This is a genomic window from Streptomyces filipinensis, from assembly GCF_014649495.1.
Classification (GTDB): Bacteria; Actinomycetota; Actinomycetes; order Streptomycetales; family Streptomycetaceae; genus Streptomyces; species Streptomyces filipinensis.
The window spans coordinates 75,404-90,155 of the sequence record NZ_BMTD01000018.1; the positions used below are offsets into that span (position 1 = coordinate 75,404).

16 protein-coding genes are annotated in these 14,752 nt (G+C 72.8%); 6 read left to right on the top strand and 10 right to left on the bottom strand.

Annotated features, from left to right (window positions below; all coding sequences use genetic code 11):
• Positions 1-9 precede the first annotated feature (9 nt).
• The 5 genes from IE244_RS31960 to IE244_RS31980 all read right to left on the bottom strand — a co-directional run bounded on the left by IE244_RS31960 (position 10) and on the right by IE244_RS31980 (position 4,265).
• Positions 10-669: a response regulator transcription factor gene (locus IE244_RS31960; protein WP_191877070.1), complete on the bottom strand. Its 660-nt coding sequence runs from the start codon at positions 667-669 to the stop codon at positions 10-12.
• Complete coding sequence (locus IE244_RS31965; RefSeq protein ID WP_229854472.1) at positions 666-1,955, bottom strand: sensor histidine kinase; 1,290 nt, start codon at positions 1,953-1,955, stop codon at positions 666-668. The genes IE244_RS31960 and IE244_RS31965 overlap by 4 nt, the downstream gene beginning before the upstream one ends.
• A complete protein-coding gene (locus IE244_RS31970; protein WP_191877071.1) occupies positions 1,952-2,896 on the bottom strand; it encodes a hypothetical protein in 945 nt (314 codons plus the stop codon). The genes IE244_RS31965 and IE244_RS31970 overlap by 4 nt, the downstream gene beginning before the upstream one ends.
• Positions 2,897-2,973: 77 nt before the next feature.
• Positions 2,974-3,444 (bottom strand): GNAT family N-acetyltransferase, encoded by a 471-nt coding sequence (locus tag IE244_RS31975; RefSeq protein ID WP_191877072.1) that lies wholly within the window; start codon positions 3,442-3,444, stop codon positions 2,974-2,976.
• Between the two features lie 50 nt (positions 3,445-3,494).
• A complete protein-coding gene (locus IE244_RS31980) occupies positions 3,495-4,265 on the bottom strand; it encodes an IclR family transcriptional regulator (RefSeq protein ID WP_191877073.1) in 771 nt (256 codons plus the stop codon).
• Positions 4,266-4,407: 142 nt separating this feature from the next.
• On the opposite strand from IE244_RS31980, the gene IE244_RS31985 reads away from it, so the two are divergent.
• Positions 4,408-5,937 carry an aldehyde dehydrogenase (NADP(+)) gene (locus IE244_RS31985; RefSeq protein ID WP_191877074.1) on the top strand — a complete coding sequence of 510 codons (1,530 nt, stop codon included), beginning with the start codon at positions 4,408-4,410 and terminating at the stop codon, positions 5,935-5,937.
• Positions 5,938-5,962: 25 nt separating this feature from the next.
• A complete protein-coding gene (locus IE244_RS31990; RefSeq protein ID WP_191877075.1) occupies positions 5,963-6,571 on the top strand; it encodes a DUF1349 domain-containing protein in 609 nt (202 codons plus the stop codon).
• Here the strand turns inward: IE244_RS31990 and IE244_RS31995 are convergent.
• On the bottom strand, positions 6,531-7,916 hold the full coding sequence (locus tag IE244_RS31995; RefSeq protein ID WP_191877076.1) for an MFS transporter: 1,386 nt from the start codon (positions 7,914-7,916) through the stop codon (positions 6,531-6,533). The genes IE244_RS31990 and IE244_RS31995 overlap by 41 nt on opposite strands.
• 70 nt (positions 7,917-7,986) lie before the next feature.
• Here IE244_RS31995 and IE244_RS32000 point away from each other — a divergent pair, with 70 nt between their 5' ends.
• The 4 genes from IE244_RS32000 (at position 7,987) to IE244_RS32015 (ending at position 11,454) form a co-directional block, all read left to right on the top strand.
• Complete coding sequence (locus IE244_RS32000; protein ID WP_191877077.1) at positions 7,987-8,991, top strand: GlxA family transcriptional regulator; 1,005 nt, start codon at positions 7,987-7,989, stop codon at positions 8,989-8,991.
• Positions 8,988-9,494 (top strand): GNAT family N-acetyltransferase, encoded by a 507-nt coding sequence (locus IE244_RS32005; RefSeq protein ID WP_191877078.1) that lies wholly within the window; start codon positions 8,988-8,990, stop codon positions 9,492-9,494. Before IE244_RS32000 ends, IE244_RS32005 begins: the two co-directional genes overlap by 4 nt.
• A 74-nt stretch (positions 9,495-9,568) precedes the next feature.
• On the top strand, positions 9,569-10,297 hold the full coding sequence (locus IE244_RS32010; RefSeq protein WP_191877079.1) for a DsbA family oxidoreductase: 729 nt from the start codon (positions 9,569-9,571) through the stop codon (positions 10,295-10,297).
• Positions 10,298-10,392: 95 nt separating this feature from the next.
• Positions 10,393-11,454, top strand: coding sequence for an aminotransferase class V-fold PLP-dependent enzyme (locus tag IE244_RS32015; RefSeq protein ID WP_191877080.1), 1,062 nt, complete (start codon positions 10,393-10,395; stop codon positions 11,452-11,454).
• 74 nt (positions 11,455-11,528) lie between these two features.
• On the opposite strand, the gene thpD is transcribed toward IE244_RS32015, so the two are convergent.
• The 4 genes from thpD to ectA are packed head-to-tail and all read right to left on the bottom strand — an operon-like array spanning position 11,529 to position 14,670.
• Positions 11,529-12,422: an ectoine hydroxylase gene (thpD, locus tag IE244_RS32020; RefSeq protein ID WP_191877081.1), complete on the bottom strand. Its 894-nt coding sequence runs from the start codon at positions 12,420-12,422 to the stop codon at positions 11,529-11,531.
• 6 nt (positions 12,423-12,428) lie between these two features.
• Positions 12,429-12,833, bottom strand: coding sequence for an ectoine synthase (locus tag IE244_RS32025; RefSeq protein WP_191877082.1), 405 nt, complete (start codon positions 12,831-12,833; stop codon positions 12,429-12,431).
• A gap of 33 nt (positions 12,834-12,866) precedes the next feature.
• On the bottom strand, positions 12,867-14,138 hold the full coding sequence (gene ectB / locus IE244_RS32030) for a diaminobutyrate--2-oxoglutarate transaminase (protein WP_191877083.1): 1,272 nt from the start codon (positions 14,136-14,138) through the stop codon (positions 12,867-12,869).
• 13 nt (positions 14,139-14,151) lie between these two features.
• On the bottom strand, positions 14,152-14,670 hold the full coding sequence (gene ectA / locus IE244_RS32035) for a diaminobutyrate acetyltransferase (RefSeq protein WP_191877084.1): 519 nt from the start codon (positions 14,668-14,670) through the stop codon (positions 14,152-14,154).
• Between the last annotated feature and the right edge of the window lie 82 nt (positions 14,671-14,752).

Consider the following 14,752-nt stretch of genomic DNA (forward strand, 5'->3'; position numbering starts at 1 on the left):
CCCGCTTTCTCATCGTCCGCTCAGGAAACCGGCCTCGTACGCGGCGATCACCGCCTGGGTGCGGTCGCGGGCTCCGGTCTTCGCGAGGACCGCCGCCACGTGCGACTTCACGGTCGCGGGGCCCACGTCCAGCCGCCGGGCGATCTCGGCGTTGGTCAGCCCGTCGGCCATGTGCCGCAGCACATCGCGCTCGCGTCCGGTGAGCCTGCTCACCCAGGGCGCGGCCGGGGCGGCGCTGCGCGCGTGCTGGGCCGCGAGGGACCGCAGGGCCGACGGGAACAGCAGGGTGTCGGTGCGCGCGACCAGCCGTACCGCCTGCACCAGGGCGTCCGCGTCGGACCGCTTCAGCAGGAAACCGGAGGCACCCGCACGCAGGGCGTCGTACACGTACGCGTCGTTCTCGAAGGTGGTCACGACGACGATCCGCGGCGGCTGTGCCATGGAGCCGACGATCTGCTCGGTGGCCCGGATGCCGTCGACCTCGGGCATCCGGACGTCCATGAGCACGACGTCCGGCCGCAGTTCCCGGACCACCGACACGGCCTCGGCGCCGGTGGTCGCCTCGCCGGCCACCTCCAGGCCCGGCTCGGCGGAGAGGATGGCGCGCAGGGCGGTGCGCACCATGCGCTCGTCGTCGGCGAGGACGATCCGGATCGGGGGCTGGGTCATGCGGTTCCTTCCGGAAGCGGTCGCGGCCGCGCGTCGGCCGCCATGGGGGGCGTGGTCAGCGGCAGCCGTACGGACAGGCGCCAGATGTCTGCCGAGGGCCCCGCCTGCGCCGTGCCGCCCAGCAGCCGCACCCGGTCGGCGATGCCCCGCAGACCGTGCCCGCCGCCCGGGCGGGGAGCCGGGGCCGCGCCCAGGGGGTTCTCGACGGTGATCTCCAGATGGCCGCCGGGGGCGGAGATGCGCACGGCGACCGGTGCGCCGGCGTGTTTCAGGGCGTTGCTCAGGCCCTCCTGCACGATCCGGTACGCCTCCCGGGAGACCAGCGCCGGCAGCGCGGCGGGGTCGAGGCCGACGGTGGCGGTCACGGTCTGCCCGCCGGCCCTGGTCCGGCGCAGCAGCCCCTCCAGGTCGCTCGCGAGGGTCGGCGCGGGCGCGGTGCCCGGCGCGTCCCCGTCCCGCAACACGCCGAGCACGGCGTCGAGTTCGCCGACCGTGCGCCGGGTGGTCTCCTCGATGGCGGCGAGCGCCTCGCGGACGAACTCGGGGTCGGTGTCGAGGAGCCGGCGGGCCGCGCCCGCCTGGAGGGTGACGGCGCTCAGGGCGTGGCCGACGGAGTCGTGCAGCTCGCGGGCGAGCCGGTTGCGCACGGCGAGGTCGGCGGCGCGGGTCTCGGCGGCGGCCAGCCGGTCCCGGGGGGTGGGCCCGAGCAGCGCGGGCGCCCAGCGGGCCAGCAGCGCGCCGCAGCCGGCCGCGCACGCGGCGAGCGCGCACAGCGCGGCCAGGCCCGCCACCGGGGAGAGGGCCAACACCCATCCGTGGTCGAGGACTTCGGGCAGACCCAGCCGGGTGTCGCGCAGGCCGGCGAACGCGGGCAGCGCGATCAGCACCACCGCGAACGGCGGCAGGGCCAGCGACATCCCCGCGATGATCCCGCCGAGGCCGAGGTGCAGCGTGAACCAGGCCGCCGTGCGCGCCCGTTCGGCCGCGGTGCGGGCCGGGCCGGCGGCCAGGGCGTCCGCGTCGACCCCGCACAGGGCCCGCACGGTGGCCGACTCCAGCGGCCGGGTCAGCGGGAACAGCGAGGTGACCGAGGCGATCGGCAACCCGACGGCGAACGAGCCAAGTTGCAGCGGAAGGGAGCGGAACACGTCGTCCACGCCGGTGAGCGGGCCGACGATCAGGGAGCCGACGAGGACGTACGGCATGGCGAGCGCGCCGCCCAGGATCAGATGGATCCAGCGGCGCCGCGCCCGCCCACCGAAGAGCAGCCCCAACGCCCTTGTCACTGCGGCGCCTTGCCGGGCTGGTCCGTGAGGAAGCGGGCGATGACGCTCGCCACGAGGAGGCCGGTGATCACCTGTCCAGCGTAGGTCAGGACGGTCGGCGGTGTGGGCCTGTCACCCGTCACCCACGCGGCCAGCGACATCCAGCCGCCCCAGCAGGCCACGGCCCCGGAACCGGTCCAGGCCAGCGCGAGCGGCACGGCCACCGGCAGCGTGCCGCGGCGGCCCAGGGCGAGCTGCCAGGCACCGGTGACGGCCGCGGCGAGGAAGAGGACGTAGGCGCACTGCATGGACCGGTCGCCGCTCCCGTCCGGTGCCGCGGCGCCGAAGGCGCGCAGCAGCCGCACCGCGCCCGGCACCAGCGCCACGAGCGCCGCCGTCACGACCGTCAGCCGCTGCGCCCGCGCCGCACCCGCGGCCGGCAGCTCCCGCACCCGCCCCCGCCACAGACGGCCCCAGCGCTCGCGGGCGTACCCGGCGAACAGCGCGCCCAGCGCCAGCCCCTGCACGATGAAGCCGCCGTACACCACCCCGAAGACCCAGTCGGCGAGGAAGGGCCGGTCCGCCGTGCCGCCGCCTCCGCCGTGGCCGCCGTGCAGGGCGAGCTGCAGCGGGAAGCCCACCATGATGGGCGCGAGCAGTCCCACGGCCAGCCACATCGGCACCGCCAGCAGCCAGGCGGGCACCCGCCGGCCCCAGGGCCGGGTCAGCAGCAGCGCGAGCACGACGACGGACGCGTCCATCAGTACGGTGAGGCCGTTGGCGAGCGCCAGGGTGAGCCGGTGCCGCAGCAGCGGACTGCCGTCCGGGATGCCGAGGTGACTCCCGGCGATCCAGGCGACCTTCAGGGACAGGTACGGCAGGCAGGCGCCGATCGCGGCGAACCGGAGCGATCGGCGCAGCACCGGGGTGGGGACGGGGACAGTGGCCGGGGAAAACGTCATGCCTCAACGCTCCCGGCCGCGGGCCGGGTTCACCTCCTGCGGCCCGATGATCCGTCTCCGCCGCACGGGGGAGGGCTTCAGCCCTCCAGGATGAGCACGACCTCGTCGATCTCCTGCCCCCGGCCGTTCGCGTACCCGCGGGCCCGGGCCGTCTCGCGGAAGCCGCACTTGCCCAGCACCCGCAGCGACGCGGCGTTGTCGGCCGCCGCCCGCGCGTACAGCGGCCGTTCGGCGACCAGGGCGAGCAGCTGCCGCAGCGCGGCCGTCGCCACACCCCGGCCCCAGTACGCACGGTCGATCCAGTACGTCACCTCACGCTCGCCGGCCACGCCGTAGACCGCCGCGTTACCGGCCACCTCGCCGTCGGCCAGGACCGTGCGCAGCACGTGGGAGCAGTTGCGCACCCGTCGCCAGTAGGCCGCGAAGGCCTCCCGGTCGTACGGGTCCTCCGGGCCGAACGCGGCCATCCGGACGGCCTCCGGGTCGGTCATGTGCCGGTAGAACACCGGCAGGTCACCGTCCTCGACGGTCCGCAGCGCGATCTCCATGGGGTCCGAGCCTACGACGGCCCGGGCGCCGGGCCCACGACCGGTCACGTTCAGAGCCTGCGCGTCGCCAGGGTCAGCCGGTCGCGCGCGTCGAACAGCGCGTCCTTGATCATCTGCTCGTGGGCGGGAGTCAGCCGGGCCACCGGCACCGAGCAGCTGATCGCGTCCCGGGCCGGGGTGCGGTAGGGGATCGCCACGCCGAAGCAGCGCAGGCCCAGGGTGTTCTCCTCGCGGTCGACCGCGAAGCCCTGCTCACGGACCTGGTGCAGCTCCTCGATGAGCTTCTCCCGGTCGGTGAGGGTGTGCTCGGTGAGCGCGGGCAGGGTCTCCGGCAGCAGCTTGCGCACCTGCTCGTCGGTGTACGTGGCGAGGATCGCCTTGCCGAGGGAGGTGGAGTGGGCGGGCAGCCGGCGCCCGACGCGGGTGAAGGGCCGCAGGTAGTGCTGGGACTGGCGGGTGGCCAGGTAGACGACGTTGGTGCCGTCGAGCCGGGCCAGGTGGATGGTCTCGGTGGTGTCGTCGGACAGCCGGTCCAGGGTCGGCCGGGCGGCGGCCACCACCTCGTCGCCGTCGATGTACGACGTGCCGACGAGCAGCGCCCGCACCCCGATGCCGTACCGCGTGCCCGTCGCGTCCGTCTCCACCCAGCCCAGCTCCACGAGCGTGCGCAGCAGCATGTACAGGCTGGACTTGGGGTACCCGACCGCCTCCTGGACGGATGCGAGGGAGTGCATGCCGGGCCGGCCGGCGAAGTACTCAAGCAATTCAACGGTCCGCACCGCGGACTTGACCTGGGCCCCGCCTGTCTCGCCAGCCGACATCGCCCTTGACCCCTTCAATCGCCGGGAAATAGTCTCCGAGCAGCATATTCATCATCAGAGACGGTGTTCAGTATATCGAACGCCGCTGATGGATGACCCTGGTACGCCCTTGGATATTGCGGCCTTACTGGAGGGACCCGCGGTGGCAGCAGCACCAGTCTGGAGTGTCGACCCGCGCACCGGGAAGCAGCGTGAACAGGTTGCGGCGGAGGCCACGGCCCACGAGGTGGACGAGGCGGTCAGGGCGGCCCACGCCGCGCGCGGCGCCCTCGCCGACCGCACGGTGCGCGCCGCCTTCCTGCGTTCGGCCGCGGCGGGCCTGGACGCGGCGGGCGAGGGCCTGATCGAGACCGCCGACGCCGAGACGGCCCTCGGCCCGGTCCGGCTGACCGGCGAACTCGCCCGCACCAGTTACCAGTTGCGGGCCTTCGCCGACATCGTCGACGAGGGCGCCTTCCTCGACGTCGTCATCAACCACCCGGACGACACCGCCACCCCGCCCATCCCGGACCTGCGCCGCTACAAGGTCCCGCTCGGCGTCGTCGCCGTCTACTCCGCCTCCAACTTCCCCTTCGCCTTCTCCGTCGCGGGCGGCGACACCGCGAGCGCGCTGGCCGCGGGCTGCCCGGTCGTCGTCAAGGCGCACCCCGACCACCCGGCCCTGTCCGAGCTGGTCGCCAAGGTGCTGCGCCGGGCCGCCGCCGAGCACGGCGTCCCCGAGGGCGTCGTCGGCCTCGTGCACGGCTTCGAGGCGGGCGTCGAGCTGATCAGGCACCCCCTGGTCGCCGCGGCCGGCTTCACCGGGTCGGTCCGGGGCGGACGGGCCCTGTTCGACGCGGCGGCCGCGCGTCCGGTGCCGATTCCTTTCCACGGTGAGCTGGGGTCCTTGAACCCGGTCCTGGTGACCGAGGCCGCCGCAGCCGAGCGCGGGGAGGCGATCGGCGTCGGGCTGGCGGGGTCCATGACGCTCGGCGTCGGGCAGTTCTGTGTGAAGCCCGGTCTGGTGCTGGTGCCGTCCGGGGCCGGGGGTGACCAGCTGGTGAAGGCCCTGACCGACGCCGTCGGCGACACCGCCGCGGGGGTGCTGCTCGACCACCGCATGCGGGACAACTTCGTCGCCGGGGTGCGCGAGCGGGCCGCCCTGGAGGGTGTGGAGTCGCCGGTCACGCCGGGCGCGGGCGGCGAGCACACGGTCAGCGCCGGGTTCCTCACGGTGCCGGCGCGGCGGCTGGCCGAGGAGGGGGCGTACGACCTGCTGCTGGAGGAGTGCTTCGGGCCGGTCACCGTGGTGGCCCGCTATTCCTCCGAGGGGGAGGCCGCCGCTGTGCTGTCGCGGTTGCCGGGGAATCTCACGGCGACGGTCCAGCTGTCCTCGCAGGAGGCGGCCGGGGAAGGGCGGGGCCCGGAACTGCTGGCCGAGCTCACCCCGTTGGCGGGGCGCGTGGTGGTGAACGCGTGGCCCACCGGCGTCGCCGTGGCCCCGGCCCAGCAGCATGGAGGGCCCTACCCCGCGACGACCTCCACGTCCACCTCCGTGGGCGGCACGGCCATCGAGCGGTGGCTGCGGCCGGTGGCCTATCAGAACGCGCCGTCGGCTCTGTTGCCGAAGGAACTTCGCGACGGGAATCCACTGGGACTTCCCCGGCGGTTCAACGGGGTTCTGGAGCGGTAGATCACAGCCCTGCGACACTTGGGTGATGGACGTGGAACTCCCCGAACTCCCTTTCCCGCTCCGCACTTACGGGCCCGACGGGCACTGGACCCACGAGGACGGCGTGCTGACCGGATGGGCCGGGCCCCGGCAGGACCGGTTCGTCACGCCTACCGGTGAGGCGCTCGACCCCGCCTCGGACGCGCCCCGGCTGCTCGGCGCGCCCGAGGGTGACTTCCAGTTGATCGCACGGGTCACCGTGGGGTTCCGGGCCGCCTTCGACGCGGGCGTCCTCTACGTCCACGTCGGCGAGCGGGCCTGGGCCAAGCTGTGCCTGGAGTACTCCCCGGACCTGCCCACCGTCTGCACGGTGGTCACCCGGGGACACTCCGACGACGCCAACTCCTTCACGGTGGAGGGGAGTTCGGTGTGGCTGCGGATCAGCCGGACCGGGCGGGCCTTCGCCTTCCACGCCTCCCGGGACGGCGAGCGGTGGACCTTCGTCCGGCTGTTCACGCTGGGCGACGAGAAGGAGACGGGCGCCGCGCTGGTCGGCTTCATGGCCCAGTCGCCGATGGGGGAGGGGTGTGTGGTCACCTACGACCACCTCGCCTTCAGGACTTCCTGGCCGGCCGACCTGCGAGACGGCAGCTGAGCAGGAAGGTCACGGCGAGCAGGGCCGCCGCCACGGCCAGGCTCGGCCGCAGCCCGGTGGCGAACCCCCCGGAGGTCAGCACTCCGAACACCGCGATCCCCAGCCCGCCGGACACCTGCCGTGCCGAGTTGAGCACACCGGCCGCGAGGCCCGCCCGCTCGGCCGGCACGGCGTCCAGCATGACGACGGTCAGGGTCGGGACGGCCAGCGCGACCCCGAGGCCCGTCGGGACGAGGAGGACGGCCACCGCGACCGTGGGCGTGTGGGCGTCGACGGCGAACAGCGCCAGCAGGCCCAGTACCGCGAGCGCCTGGCCCAGCAGCAGCGGCAGGCGGGGCCCGTAGCGTCCCGCGAGCTTTCCGGAGGCCACGTTCGTCACCGCGATCAGCCCGGTCATCGGCAGGAACAGCAGGCCGGCGCAGAGCGCGGAGCGCCCCTGCACCTGCTGGAAGAAGAGCGAGAAGAGGAAGATCATCCCGTAGAACGCGACGCTGCACGCGGAGCCCGCGGCGACCGCCACCCGCACCGCCCGGTCGCGGAACAGCCCGGGCGGTACCACCGGATGCGCCTGGCGGGACTCGACCCGGACGAACAGGGCGACGGTGGCGACCGCGACGGCGAAGGCCACGAGGCCCGTCGTACCGCCCTCGATGACCGCGAACGTCAGTGCCGTCAGGGCGAATACGGCCATCACCTGGCCCGGCAGGTCCAGGGGGGCGGGCCTGCGCTCCGATCGGGGCGCGCGCAGCAGCAGGGCCAGAGCCGCGACGCCGAGCGGCAGGTTGACGAAGAAGATCCCCCGCCAGCCCCAGGCCGTGGTCAGCGCCCCGCCCACGACCGGGCCGAGCGCCAGCGCCGTCGAGCCGCCGACCGCCCAGGTGGCCACCGCGCGGGCCCGCCGTGCCCGATCGGCGTAGGCCTGTCGTACCAGCGCCAGCGACGCGGGCAGCACCGCGGCCGCCGCCACGCCCTGCACCGCCCGTGCCCCGATCAGCGCCGGGAGGTTCGGTGCCAGCCCGCAGGCCGCCGAGGCGAGGGTGAAGACGGTGACGCCGAGGGCGTACGCCCGGCTCGCCCCGGCCCGGTCGGAGAAGGCGCCCGTGGACAGCATCAGGGCGGCGAGGGCCAGGGTGTAGGCGTCCACCACCCACTGCAGCCCGGCCATCCCGCCGCCGAGGGACGAACCGATCGCCGGGAGGGCCACGGTCACCACGGTGGCGTCGAGGGTGATGAGCGCGGAGCCGAGCATGGCGGCCGCGAGGGTGCGGGCGGGTGCGGGACCTTTGGGCAACTCGCCTGGCAATGTGGCGAGTTGAGGTTCGGTGCGGGGCTGGTCTGTCGGCATGCCTCCATGCTGCTGATCTCGTGCGGCCTACAGTAGTGGCCTGAATGCCAAGCACCCGGAGGTTCTGGCCATGCTGCGCGTCGCGGTCGTCGCGTCCCCGCCCGTGTCGATGTTCAACCTCGCCATCCCCGAGCTGCTGTTCGACAAGGTCGAGGTCGGCGGGCGGCCCGGATACGAGGTGGTGATCTGCGCGCCCGACCCCGGCCCGGTGCCCACCACCGGTGGCCTCGACCTGCACGTCCCGCACGGGCTGGAGGCGCTGCGGGAGGCGGACACGGTGATCGTGGCGGGCACCGGCAAGCCGTTCTCGCCGGATCCCCGCGTGCTGCGGGTGCTGCGCGAGTCCGCCGACGCGGGGGTGCGCATCGCCTCCATCTGCACCGGCGCCTTCTCGCTCGCCGAGGCCGGTCTGCTCGACGGCCGCAAGGCCACCACCTACTGGGCGCACGCCGACGAACTGCGCCGCCGGCACCCCGGCGTCGAGGTCCAGGGCGACGTCCTCTACGCCCAGGACGGCCAGTTCCTCACCTCCTCCGGCTACGCCGCCGGCATCGACCTGTGCCTGCACCTCATCCGCACCGACTACGGCGCCGCCGTCGCCAACGAGGTCGCCCGCCTCGCCCTGGTCGCCCCGGTCCGCCCCGGCGGCCAGACCCAGTTCACCCACACCCCGCTGCCGCCCGAACGGGGCACCGTCTGCGCCGACACCCGCGGCTGGGCCATGCGCAACCTCGACAAGCCGCTCACCCTCACCGACCTGGCACGGCACGCCGGCGTCTCGGTACGCACCCTCACCCGGCGCTTCCACGCGGAGAGCGGGGTCAGCCCGCTGCAGTGGCTGCTGCACCAGCGCGTCGAGCGGGCCAGGGAACTGCTGGAGACCACCACCCTGCCCATGGACCAGGTGGCCGCGGCCTGCGGCCTCGGCACCGCCGACTCGCTGCGCGCCCACATGGTCCGCCGCACCGGCCTCACCCCGAGCACCTACCGCGCCCAGTTCAGCCGGCACGCGCCCGTGCGGCCCGCGGACCGCGGGGGAACCGGGCCCGGTGCCGTCACGTCCTCCGTTGCATGATCAGTGAACGCATGACCGGCGCCCTGGTGATCCGCACCGCCCTGCCCGCCGAAACCGAAGTCATCGCCGATCTGCACGTCCGGGCCCGCTCGACGTACTACCCGGACGGGCTCCCGCAGGGTGACGTGGACTGGGCCGAGGCCTGGCGCGGCTCCATCGAGCGCCCCGACGGCCATGTGCTGTGCGCCGTCGAGCACGGCCGGATCGTCGGCATCGCCTCCTTCCGCACCCCGGACGGCGCACCCGCCGACGCGGTCAAACTCTTCCAGTTCCACGTCGACCCCGACCACTGGCGCGCGGGCATCGGCACGGCCCTGCACGCGGCCTGCGTGGAGCAGTGGCGTGCCGACGCCCGGCGCACGGCCGTCCTCGACGTGCACGTGGACAACGCCCGCGCCCAGGCCTTCTACGCCCGCCAGGGCTGGGTCCCGGACCCCGACAACCCGCCCGCCGAGGGGGACCACCACCTCTTCCTGCGCCTCGCCGTGCCACCGCGGGAATGAAACGGTCTGCTTGAACGTTCACGTACTGGCCGGGGAGAGCCCCCGCATCCGTACGACCTGGAGAGAGTCGAAGCATGCGCGTCGAGATCTGGAGCGACATCGCCTGCCCCTGGTGCTACGTGGGCAAGGCCCGCTTCGAGAAGGCGCTGGCAGCCTTCCCGCACCGTGACGACGTCGAGGTGGTGCACCGCTCCTTCGAGCTGGACCCGGGCCGCGCCAAGGGCGACGTGCAGCCGGTGATCACCATGCTCACCAGGAAGTACGGCATGAGCGAGGCACAGGCCCAGGCCGGCGAGGACAACCTGGGCGCCCAGGCCGCCGCCGAGGGCCTGGACTACCGCACCCGGGACCGGGACCACGGCAACACCTTCGACATGCACCGGCTGCTGCACTTCGCCAAGGAGCAGGGCCGGCAGGACGCGCTGATCCAGATCCTGTACCGGGCGAACTTCGCCGAGGAGCGCTCCGTCTTCACCGAGGGTGACGAACGCCTGGTGGAGCTGGCCGTGGAGGCGGGACTGGACGCCGAGGCCGTCCGCCGGGTGCTCGGCGACCCGCAGGCCTACGCCGACGAGGTCCGCGCCGACGAGCGGGAGGCCGCCCAGCTCGGCGCGACCGGCGTGCCGTTCTTCGTCCTGGACCGCGCGTACGGCGTCTCCGGCGCCCAGCCCGCCGAGGTCTTCACCCAGGCGCTGGCCCAGGCCTGGGGGGAGCGTTCCCCGCTGAAGCTGGTCGAGCAGGGGGACCAGGAGGGCGGGGCGGCCTGCGGTCCGGACGGGTGCGCGGTACCGCAGCAGGGCTGAAACCGCAGGTCAGGGCGGACCTATAAGGGCTTCTAAGCGGATCCACGTAAAAATGCGCAATGGACGGGGACTTCACCGGGCCGCAGAGTGGACCCATGGAGACCACGGAGTCGTTCGACAGCCTCGTCCGCGCCGAGTTCACCCCGAGGAACACCTACCTGAACACCGCGAGCAGCGGCCTGCTCCCGGCCCGGACGGTCGCCGCACTGCACGAGGCGGTGGCGATCCGGGCCGAGGGCCGACCGCTGGATCCGCTCTTCGACGACGTCGAGGTCGCCCGCGCCACGTTCGCCCGGCTGGCCGGCGTGCCGGCGACCCGGGTCGCGTCCGGTCCGTCCGTAGCCGCCCAGAGCGGACTGATCGCCGCGGCACTGCCCGCGGGCGCCGAAGTGCTCACCGCCGAGGACGACTTCACCTCCGTGCTGAACCCGTTCCATGTGCGCGGCGACCTCAAGATGCGGGCGGTCCCGCTGGAGCGGCTCGCCGAGTCGGTCCGCCCCGACACCGCCCTGGTCGCGGTCAGCGCCGCCCAGTCCGCCGACGGCCGGATCGCCGACCTGCCCGCCCTGCGCGAGGCCGCCCGTGCGCACGGTGCGCGCACCTACGTCGACTACTCGCAGGCGGCCGGCTGGCTCCCGATGGAGGCCGGCGCCGACGACTTCACCGTGACGACGACCTTCAAGTGGCTGCTCGGCCCGCACGGGGTGGCCTTCCTCGTCGTCCCCGAGGACTTCGGCGGGCTGTCCCCGCTGCTGGCGGGCTGGGTCGCGGCCGAGGAGCCGTGGAACAGCTGCTACGGCCCGGTGACCGAACTCGCCCACTCCGCGCGCCGGTTCGACGTCAGCCCCGCGCTGTTCACCCACGCCGGGGTGCGCCACTCGCTCGCCCTGATCGAGGAGCTGGGCGTGGCCGCCGTGCAGGCGCACGACCTCGCACTGGCCGAGCGGTTCCGCACCGGGCTCGCGTCGCTCGGTCACGAGCCGCTGCCCGCCCCCGCCTCGGCGATCGTCTCCGTCCCCGGACTGGGCGCCCGCCAGCCGGAGTTGAGCCGGGCCGGTATCGAGGTGTCCGACCGCGCGGGCAGTCTGCGGGCCTCGTTCCACCTGTACAACACGCCGGCCGACGTGGACCGGCTGCTGGACGTGCTCGCCGGCTGACATGACCGGGCCGGGGCCTCCCGTCCCACACGAGGAGGCCCCGGCCCGGTGCTCGGGGGGTCACTTCAGCCAGGTCATGACACCGGGGTGAAGTCGCGCGCGCCGATGAACTCAGGCCTGCGCACCGGCGCCGCGAAGGGCTCCACGGCGGTGTTCTCCACGCTGTTGAACACGATGAAGACGTTGCTGCGCGGGAACGGCGTGATGTTGTCGCCGGAGCCGTGCATGCAGTTGCAGTCGAACCAGGTCGCCGAGCCGGCCCTGCCGGTGAACAGCCGGATGCCGTGCTCGCTCGCCAGCGCGGTCAGCGCCTCGTCGGACGGGGTGCCCGCGTCCTGCATCTGCAGGGACTTCTTGTAGTTGTCCTTGGGCGTGGCCCCGGCGCAGCCCAGGAACGTCCGGTGCGAGCCCGGCATGATCATCAGGCCGCCGTTGGTGTCGTGATTCTCGGTCAGCGCGATCGAGACGGACACGGTGCGCATGTTCGGCAGGCCGTCCTCGGCGTGCCAGGTCTCGAAGTCCGAGTGCCAGTAGAAGCCGCTCGCGCCGAAGCCGGGCTTGACGTTGATCCGGGACTGGTGGACGTACACGTCCGAGCCGAGGATCTGCCGGGCGCGGCCGACGACCCGCGGATCGCGCACCAGGTTCGCGAACAGCTCGCTGATCCGGTGCACCTCGAAGACCGAGCGGATCTCCTTCGACTTCGGCTCCACGACGGAGCGCTCGTCGGCGCGGATCGCCGGGTCGGTGACCAGCCGGTCCAGCTCACGCCGGTAGACCTCGACCTCGTCCGGGGTGATCAGCTGGTCGACGGCGAGGAAGCCGTCACGCTCGTACGCGTGCAGGTCGGCCGCCGGGATCGGGCCCGGCGTGTCCGGAGAGCCCCAGATGACCGGGTCCTGGCGCGGCACGGTCACCTCGGTGGTGCCGCGGGTCGGGTAGAGATCCTTCACGGGGGCAGTGGTCATGGTTTCTCACACCTCCTCGGGCTCGGTGAGCAGCGGGTAGACGCCGTTCTCGTCGTGGTCCTCCCGTCCGGTCACCGGCGGGTTGAACACGCAGATGCAGTGGAAGTCCTCCTTGACGCGCAGCGTGTGCCGCTCGTGCCCGTCGAGGAGGTACATGGTGCCGGGCGTGATCGTGTACGTCTTCCCGGCCTCGTGGTCGGTGAGTTCGGCCTCGCCCCGGGTGCAGACGACGGCCTCGATGTGGTTGGCGTACCACATCGACGTCTCGGTCCCGGCGTACAGGATGGTCTCGTGCAGGGAGAAGCCGACCCGCTCCTTGGCGAGGACGATCCGCTTGCTCTCCCAGGTGCCGGACTTCGCCTTGACGTGCCGGTCGGTGTTCTCGATGTCCTTGAACGATCGGACGATCACGGTGGTGCTCTTCCTCCTGGTCGGCAATACGGTTCAGACGGTTTCCCGGACGGCGCGGGCGAGGACGCTCAGGCCCTCGTCCAGCTCGTCGGGGGTGACGGTGAGCGCGGGCAGCAGCTTGACGACCTCGCCCTCCGGGCCGGACGTCTCGATCAGCAGCCCCAGCTCGAAGGCCCGCCGGGCGACCCGCGACGCCCGCTCCTTCTCGCGGAACTCCAGGCCCCACACCAGGCCGCGCCCGCGGTACTCGCTGACGTCGGCGAGGTTCTCCTCGGTGATGGAGATCAGCGCCTGCTCGACCTGCTCACCACGGGAGCGGGTCTGCTTCTCCATGGCCGAGCCGTCGGTCCAGTACGTCTCCAGCGCGGCCGTCGCCGTGACGAACGCGGGGTTGTTGCCACGGAAGGTGCCGTTGTGCTCGCCGGGCTCCCAGACGTCCAGCTCGGGCTTGAACAGGCACAGCGACATCGGCAGCCCGTAGCCGCTGATGGACTTGGAGACCGTGACGATGTCCGGGGTGATGCCCGCCTCCTCGAAGGAGAAGAAGGCGCCGGTACGGCCGCAGCCCATCTGGATGTCGTCGACGATCAGCAGCATGTCCTGCCGCTCGCACAACTCCTTGAGCGCGCGCAGCCATTCGGGCCGGGCGACGTTGATGCCGCCCTCGCCCTGCACGGTCTCCACGATCACGGCGGCGGGCTTGTTGAGGCCGGACCCCTGGTCCTCCAGCAGCCGTTCGAACCACAGGAAGTCCGGGACCGTGCCGTCGAAGTAGTTGTCGAACGGCATCGGCGTGCCGTGCACCAGCGGGATTCCGGCGCCGGCCCGCTTGAAGGCGTTTCCGGTGACGGCGAGCGAGCCCAGGGACATCCCGTGGAAGGCGTTGGTGAACGACACGATCGCCTCGCGCCCCTTCACCTTCCGGGCCAGCTTCAGCGCCGACTCGACGGCGTTGGTGCCCGTCGGCCCCGGGAACATCACCTTGTACGGCAGGTCCCGCGGGCGCAGCACCAGATCCTGGAAGGTCTGCAGGAAGGACCGCTTGGCCGTGGTCGACATGTCCAGGCCGTGGGTCACCCCGTCCCGGGACAGATAGTCGATCAACGCCCGTTTGAGTACGGGATTGTTGTGGCCGTAGTTGAGTGACCCGGCACCGGCGAAGAAGTCGAGGTACGCATGACCGTCCTCGTCGTACATCCGGCTGCCCTGCGCGCGGTCGAAGACGGTGGGCCAGCCGCGGCAGTAGCTGCGCACCTCGGACTCAAGGGTCTCGAAGACGCTGAGGTCGGGCTGGGTGATGGTCACGGTGAATCGCTCCTCAGTGGGCGGTGAAGTCGGTCAGCGGGCCGATGCGGTAGAGCACTTCGGGGTCGTGCGGGCCGTCCGGGAACAGCTCGGCGGCGAACAGCACCTCACGCTCCAGGTGCGCGCCGTGCCGGGCGGCGAACGAGGTGAACAGCCGTTCGGACGCGGTGTTGCCCGGGGTGATGGTCGTCTCCACGCCGGTGATGCCGCGCTCGGTGGCGAGCCGTGCGGTCAGCCCGTCCAGCAGCCGGGCGGCGATGCCGTGGCCCCGGTACGCGGAGTCGACGGCGACCTGCCAGACGAGCAGGGTGCGGGGGTGCTCCGGCCGTACGTAGCCGGTGACGAAACCGACCGGCTCCCCGTCCGTACCACGCGCCACCGCCGAGGTGCCGGCGAAGTCCCGGCACCACAGCAGATAGCTGTACGAGGAGTTCAGGTCGAGGGTTTTCGAGTCCTTGGCGAGACGCCAGAGCGCGGCTCCGTCGGTCATCGCCGGTCGGTCGATGAGTAGGTCTGCGGGTGCGGCAGTCATGCGGCACGAATTTAGCGAGGCGAATTAGGAAATGCACGGCCGCCTTCGCTGTGCCGCACAGGGGCATCGGTGAAATGCCCGA

What these genes read in the sequence shown, in the direction of transcription:
- IE244_RS32015 (WP_191877080.1), top strand. Translation starts at nt 10,393, where the DNA reads ATGGAGACCACGGAGTCGTTCGACAGCCTCGTCCGCGCCGAGTTCACC.
- IE244_RS32010 (WP_191877079.1), top strand. Translation starts at nt 9,569, where the DNA reads ATGCGCGTCGAGATCTGGAGCGACATCGCCTGCCCCTGGTGCTACGTG.
- ectA (WP_191877084.1), bottom strand. Translation starts at nt 14,670, where the DNA reads ATGACTGCCGCACCCGCAGACCTACTCATCGACCGACCGGCGATGACC.
- IE244_RS32005 (WP_191877078.1), top strand. Translation starts at nt 8,988, where the DNA reads ATGATCAGTGAACGCATGACCGGCGCCCTGGTGATCCGCACCGCCCTG.
- IE244_RS32000 (WP_191877077.1), top strand. Translation starts at nt 7,987, where the DNA reads ATGCTGCGCGTCGCGGTCGTCGCGTCCCCGCCCGTGTCGATGTTCAAC.
- IE244_RS31980 (WP_191877073.1), bottom strand. Translation starts at nt 4,265, where the DNA reads ATGTCGGCTGGCGAGACAGGCGGGGCCCAGGTCAAGTCCGCGGTGCGG.
- IE244_RS31970 (WP_191877071.1), bottom strand. Translation starts at nt 2,896, where the DNA reads ATGACGTTTTCCCCGGCCACTGTCCCCGTCCCCACCCCGGTGCTGCGC.
- IE244_RS31975 (WP_191877072.1), bottom strand. Translation starts at nt 3,444, where the DNA reads ATGGAGATCGCGCTGCGGACCGTCGAGGACGGTGACCTGCCGGTGTTC.
- thpD (WP_191877081.1), bottom strand. Translation starts at nt 12,422, where the DNA reads ATGACCACTGCCCCCGTGAAGGATCTCTACCCGACCCGCGGCACCACC.
- IE244_RS31960 (WP_191877070.1), bottom strand. Translation starts at nt 669, where the DNA reads ATGACCCAGCCCCCGATCCGGATCGTCCTCGCCGACGACGAGCGCATG.
- IE244_RS31990 (WP_191877075.1), top strand. Translation starts at nt 5,963, where the DNA reads ATGGACGTGGAACTCCCCGAACTCCCTTTCCCGCTCCGCACTTACGGG.
- IE244_RS31995 (WP_191877076.1), bottom strand. Translation starts at nt 7,916, where the DNA reads ATGCCGACAGACCAGCCCCGCACCGAACCTCAACTCGCCACATTGCCA.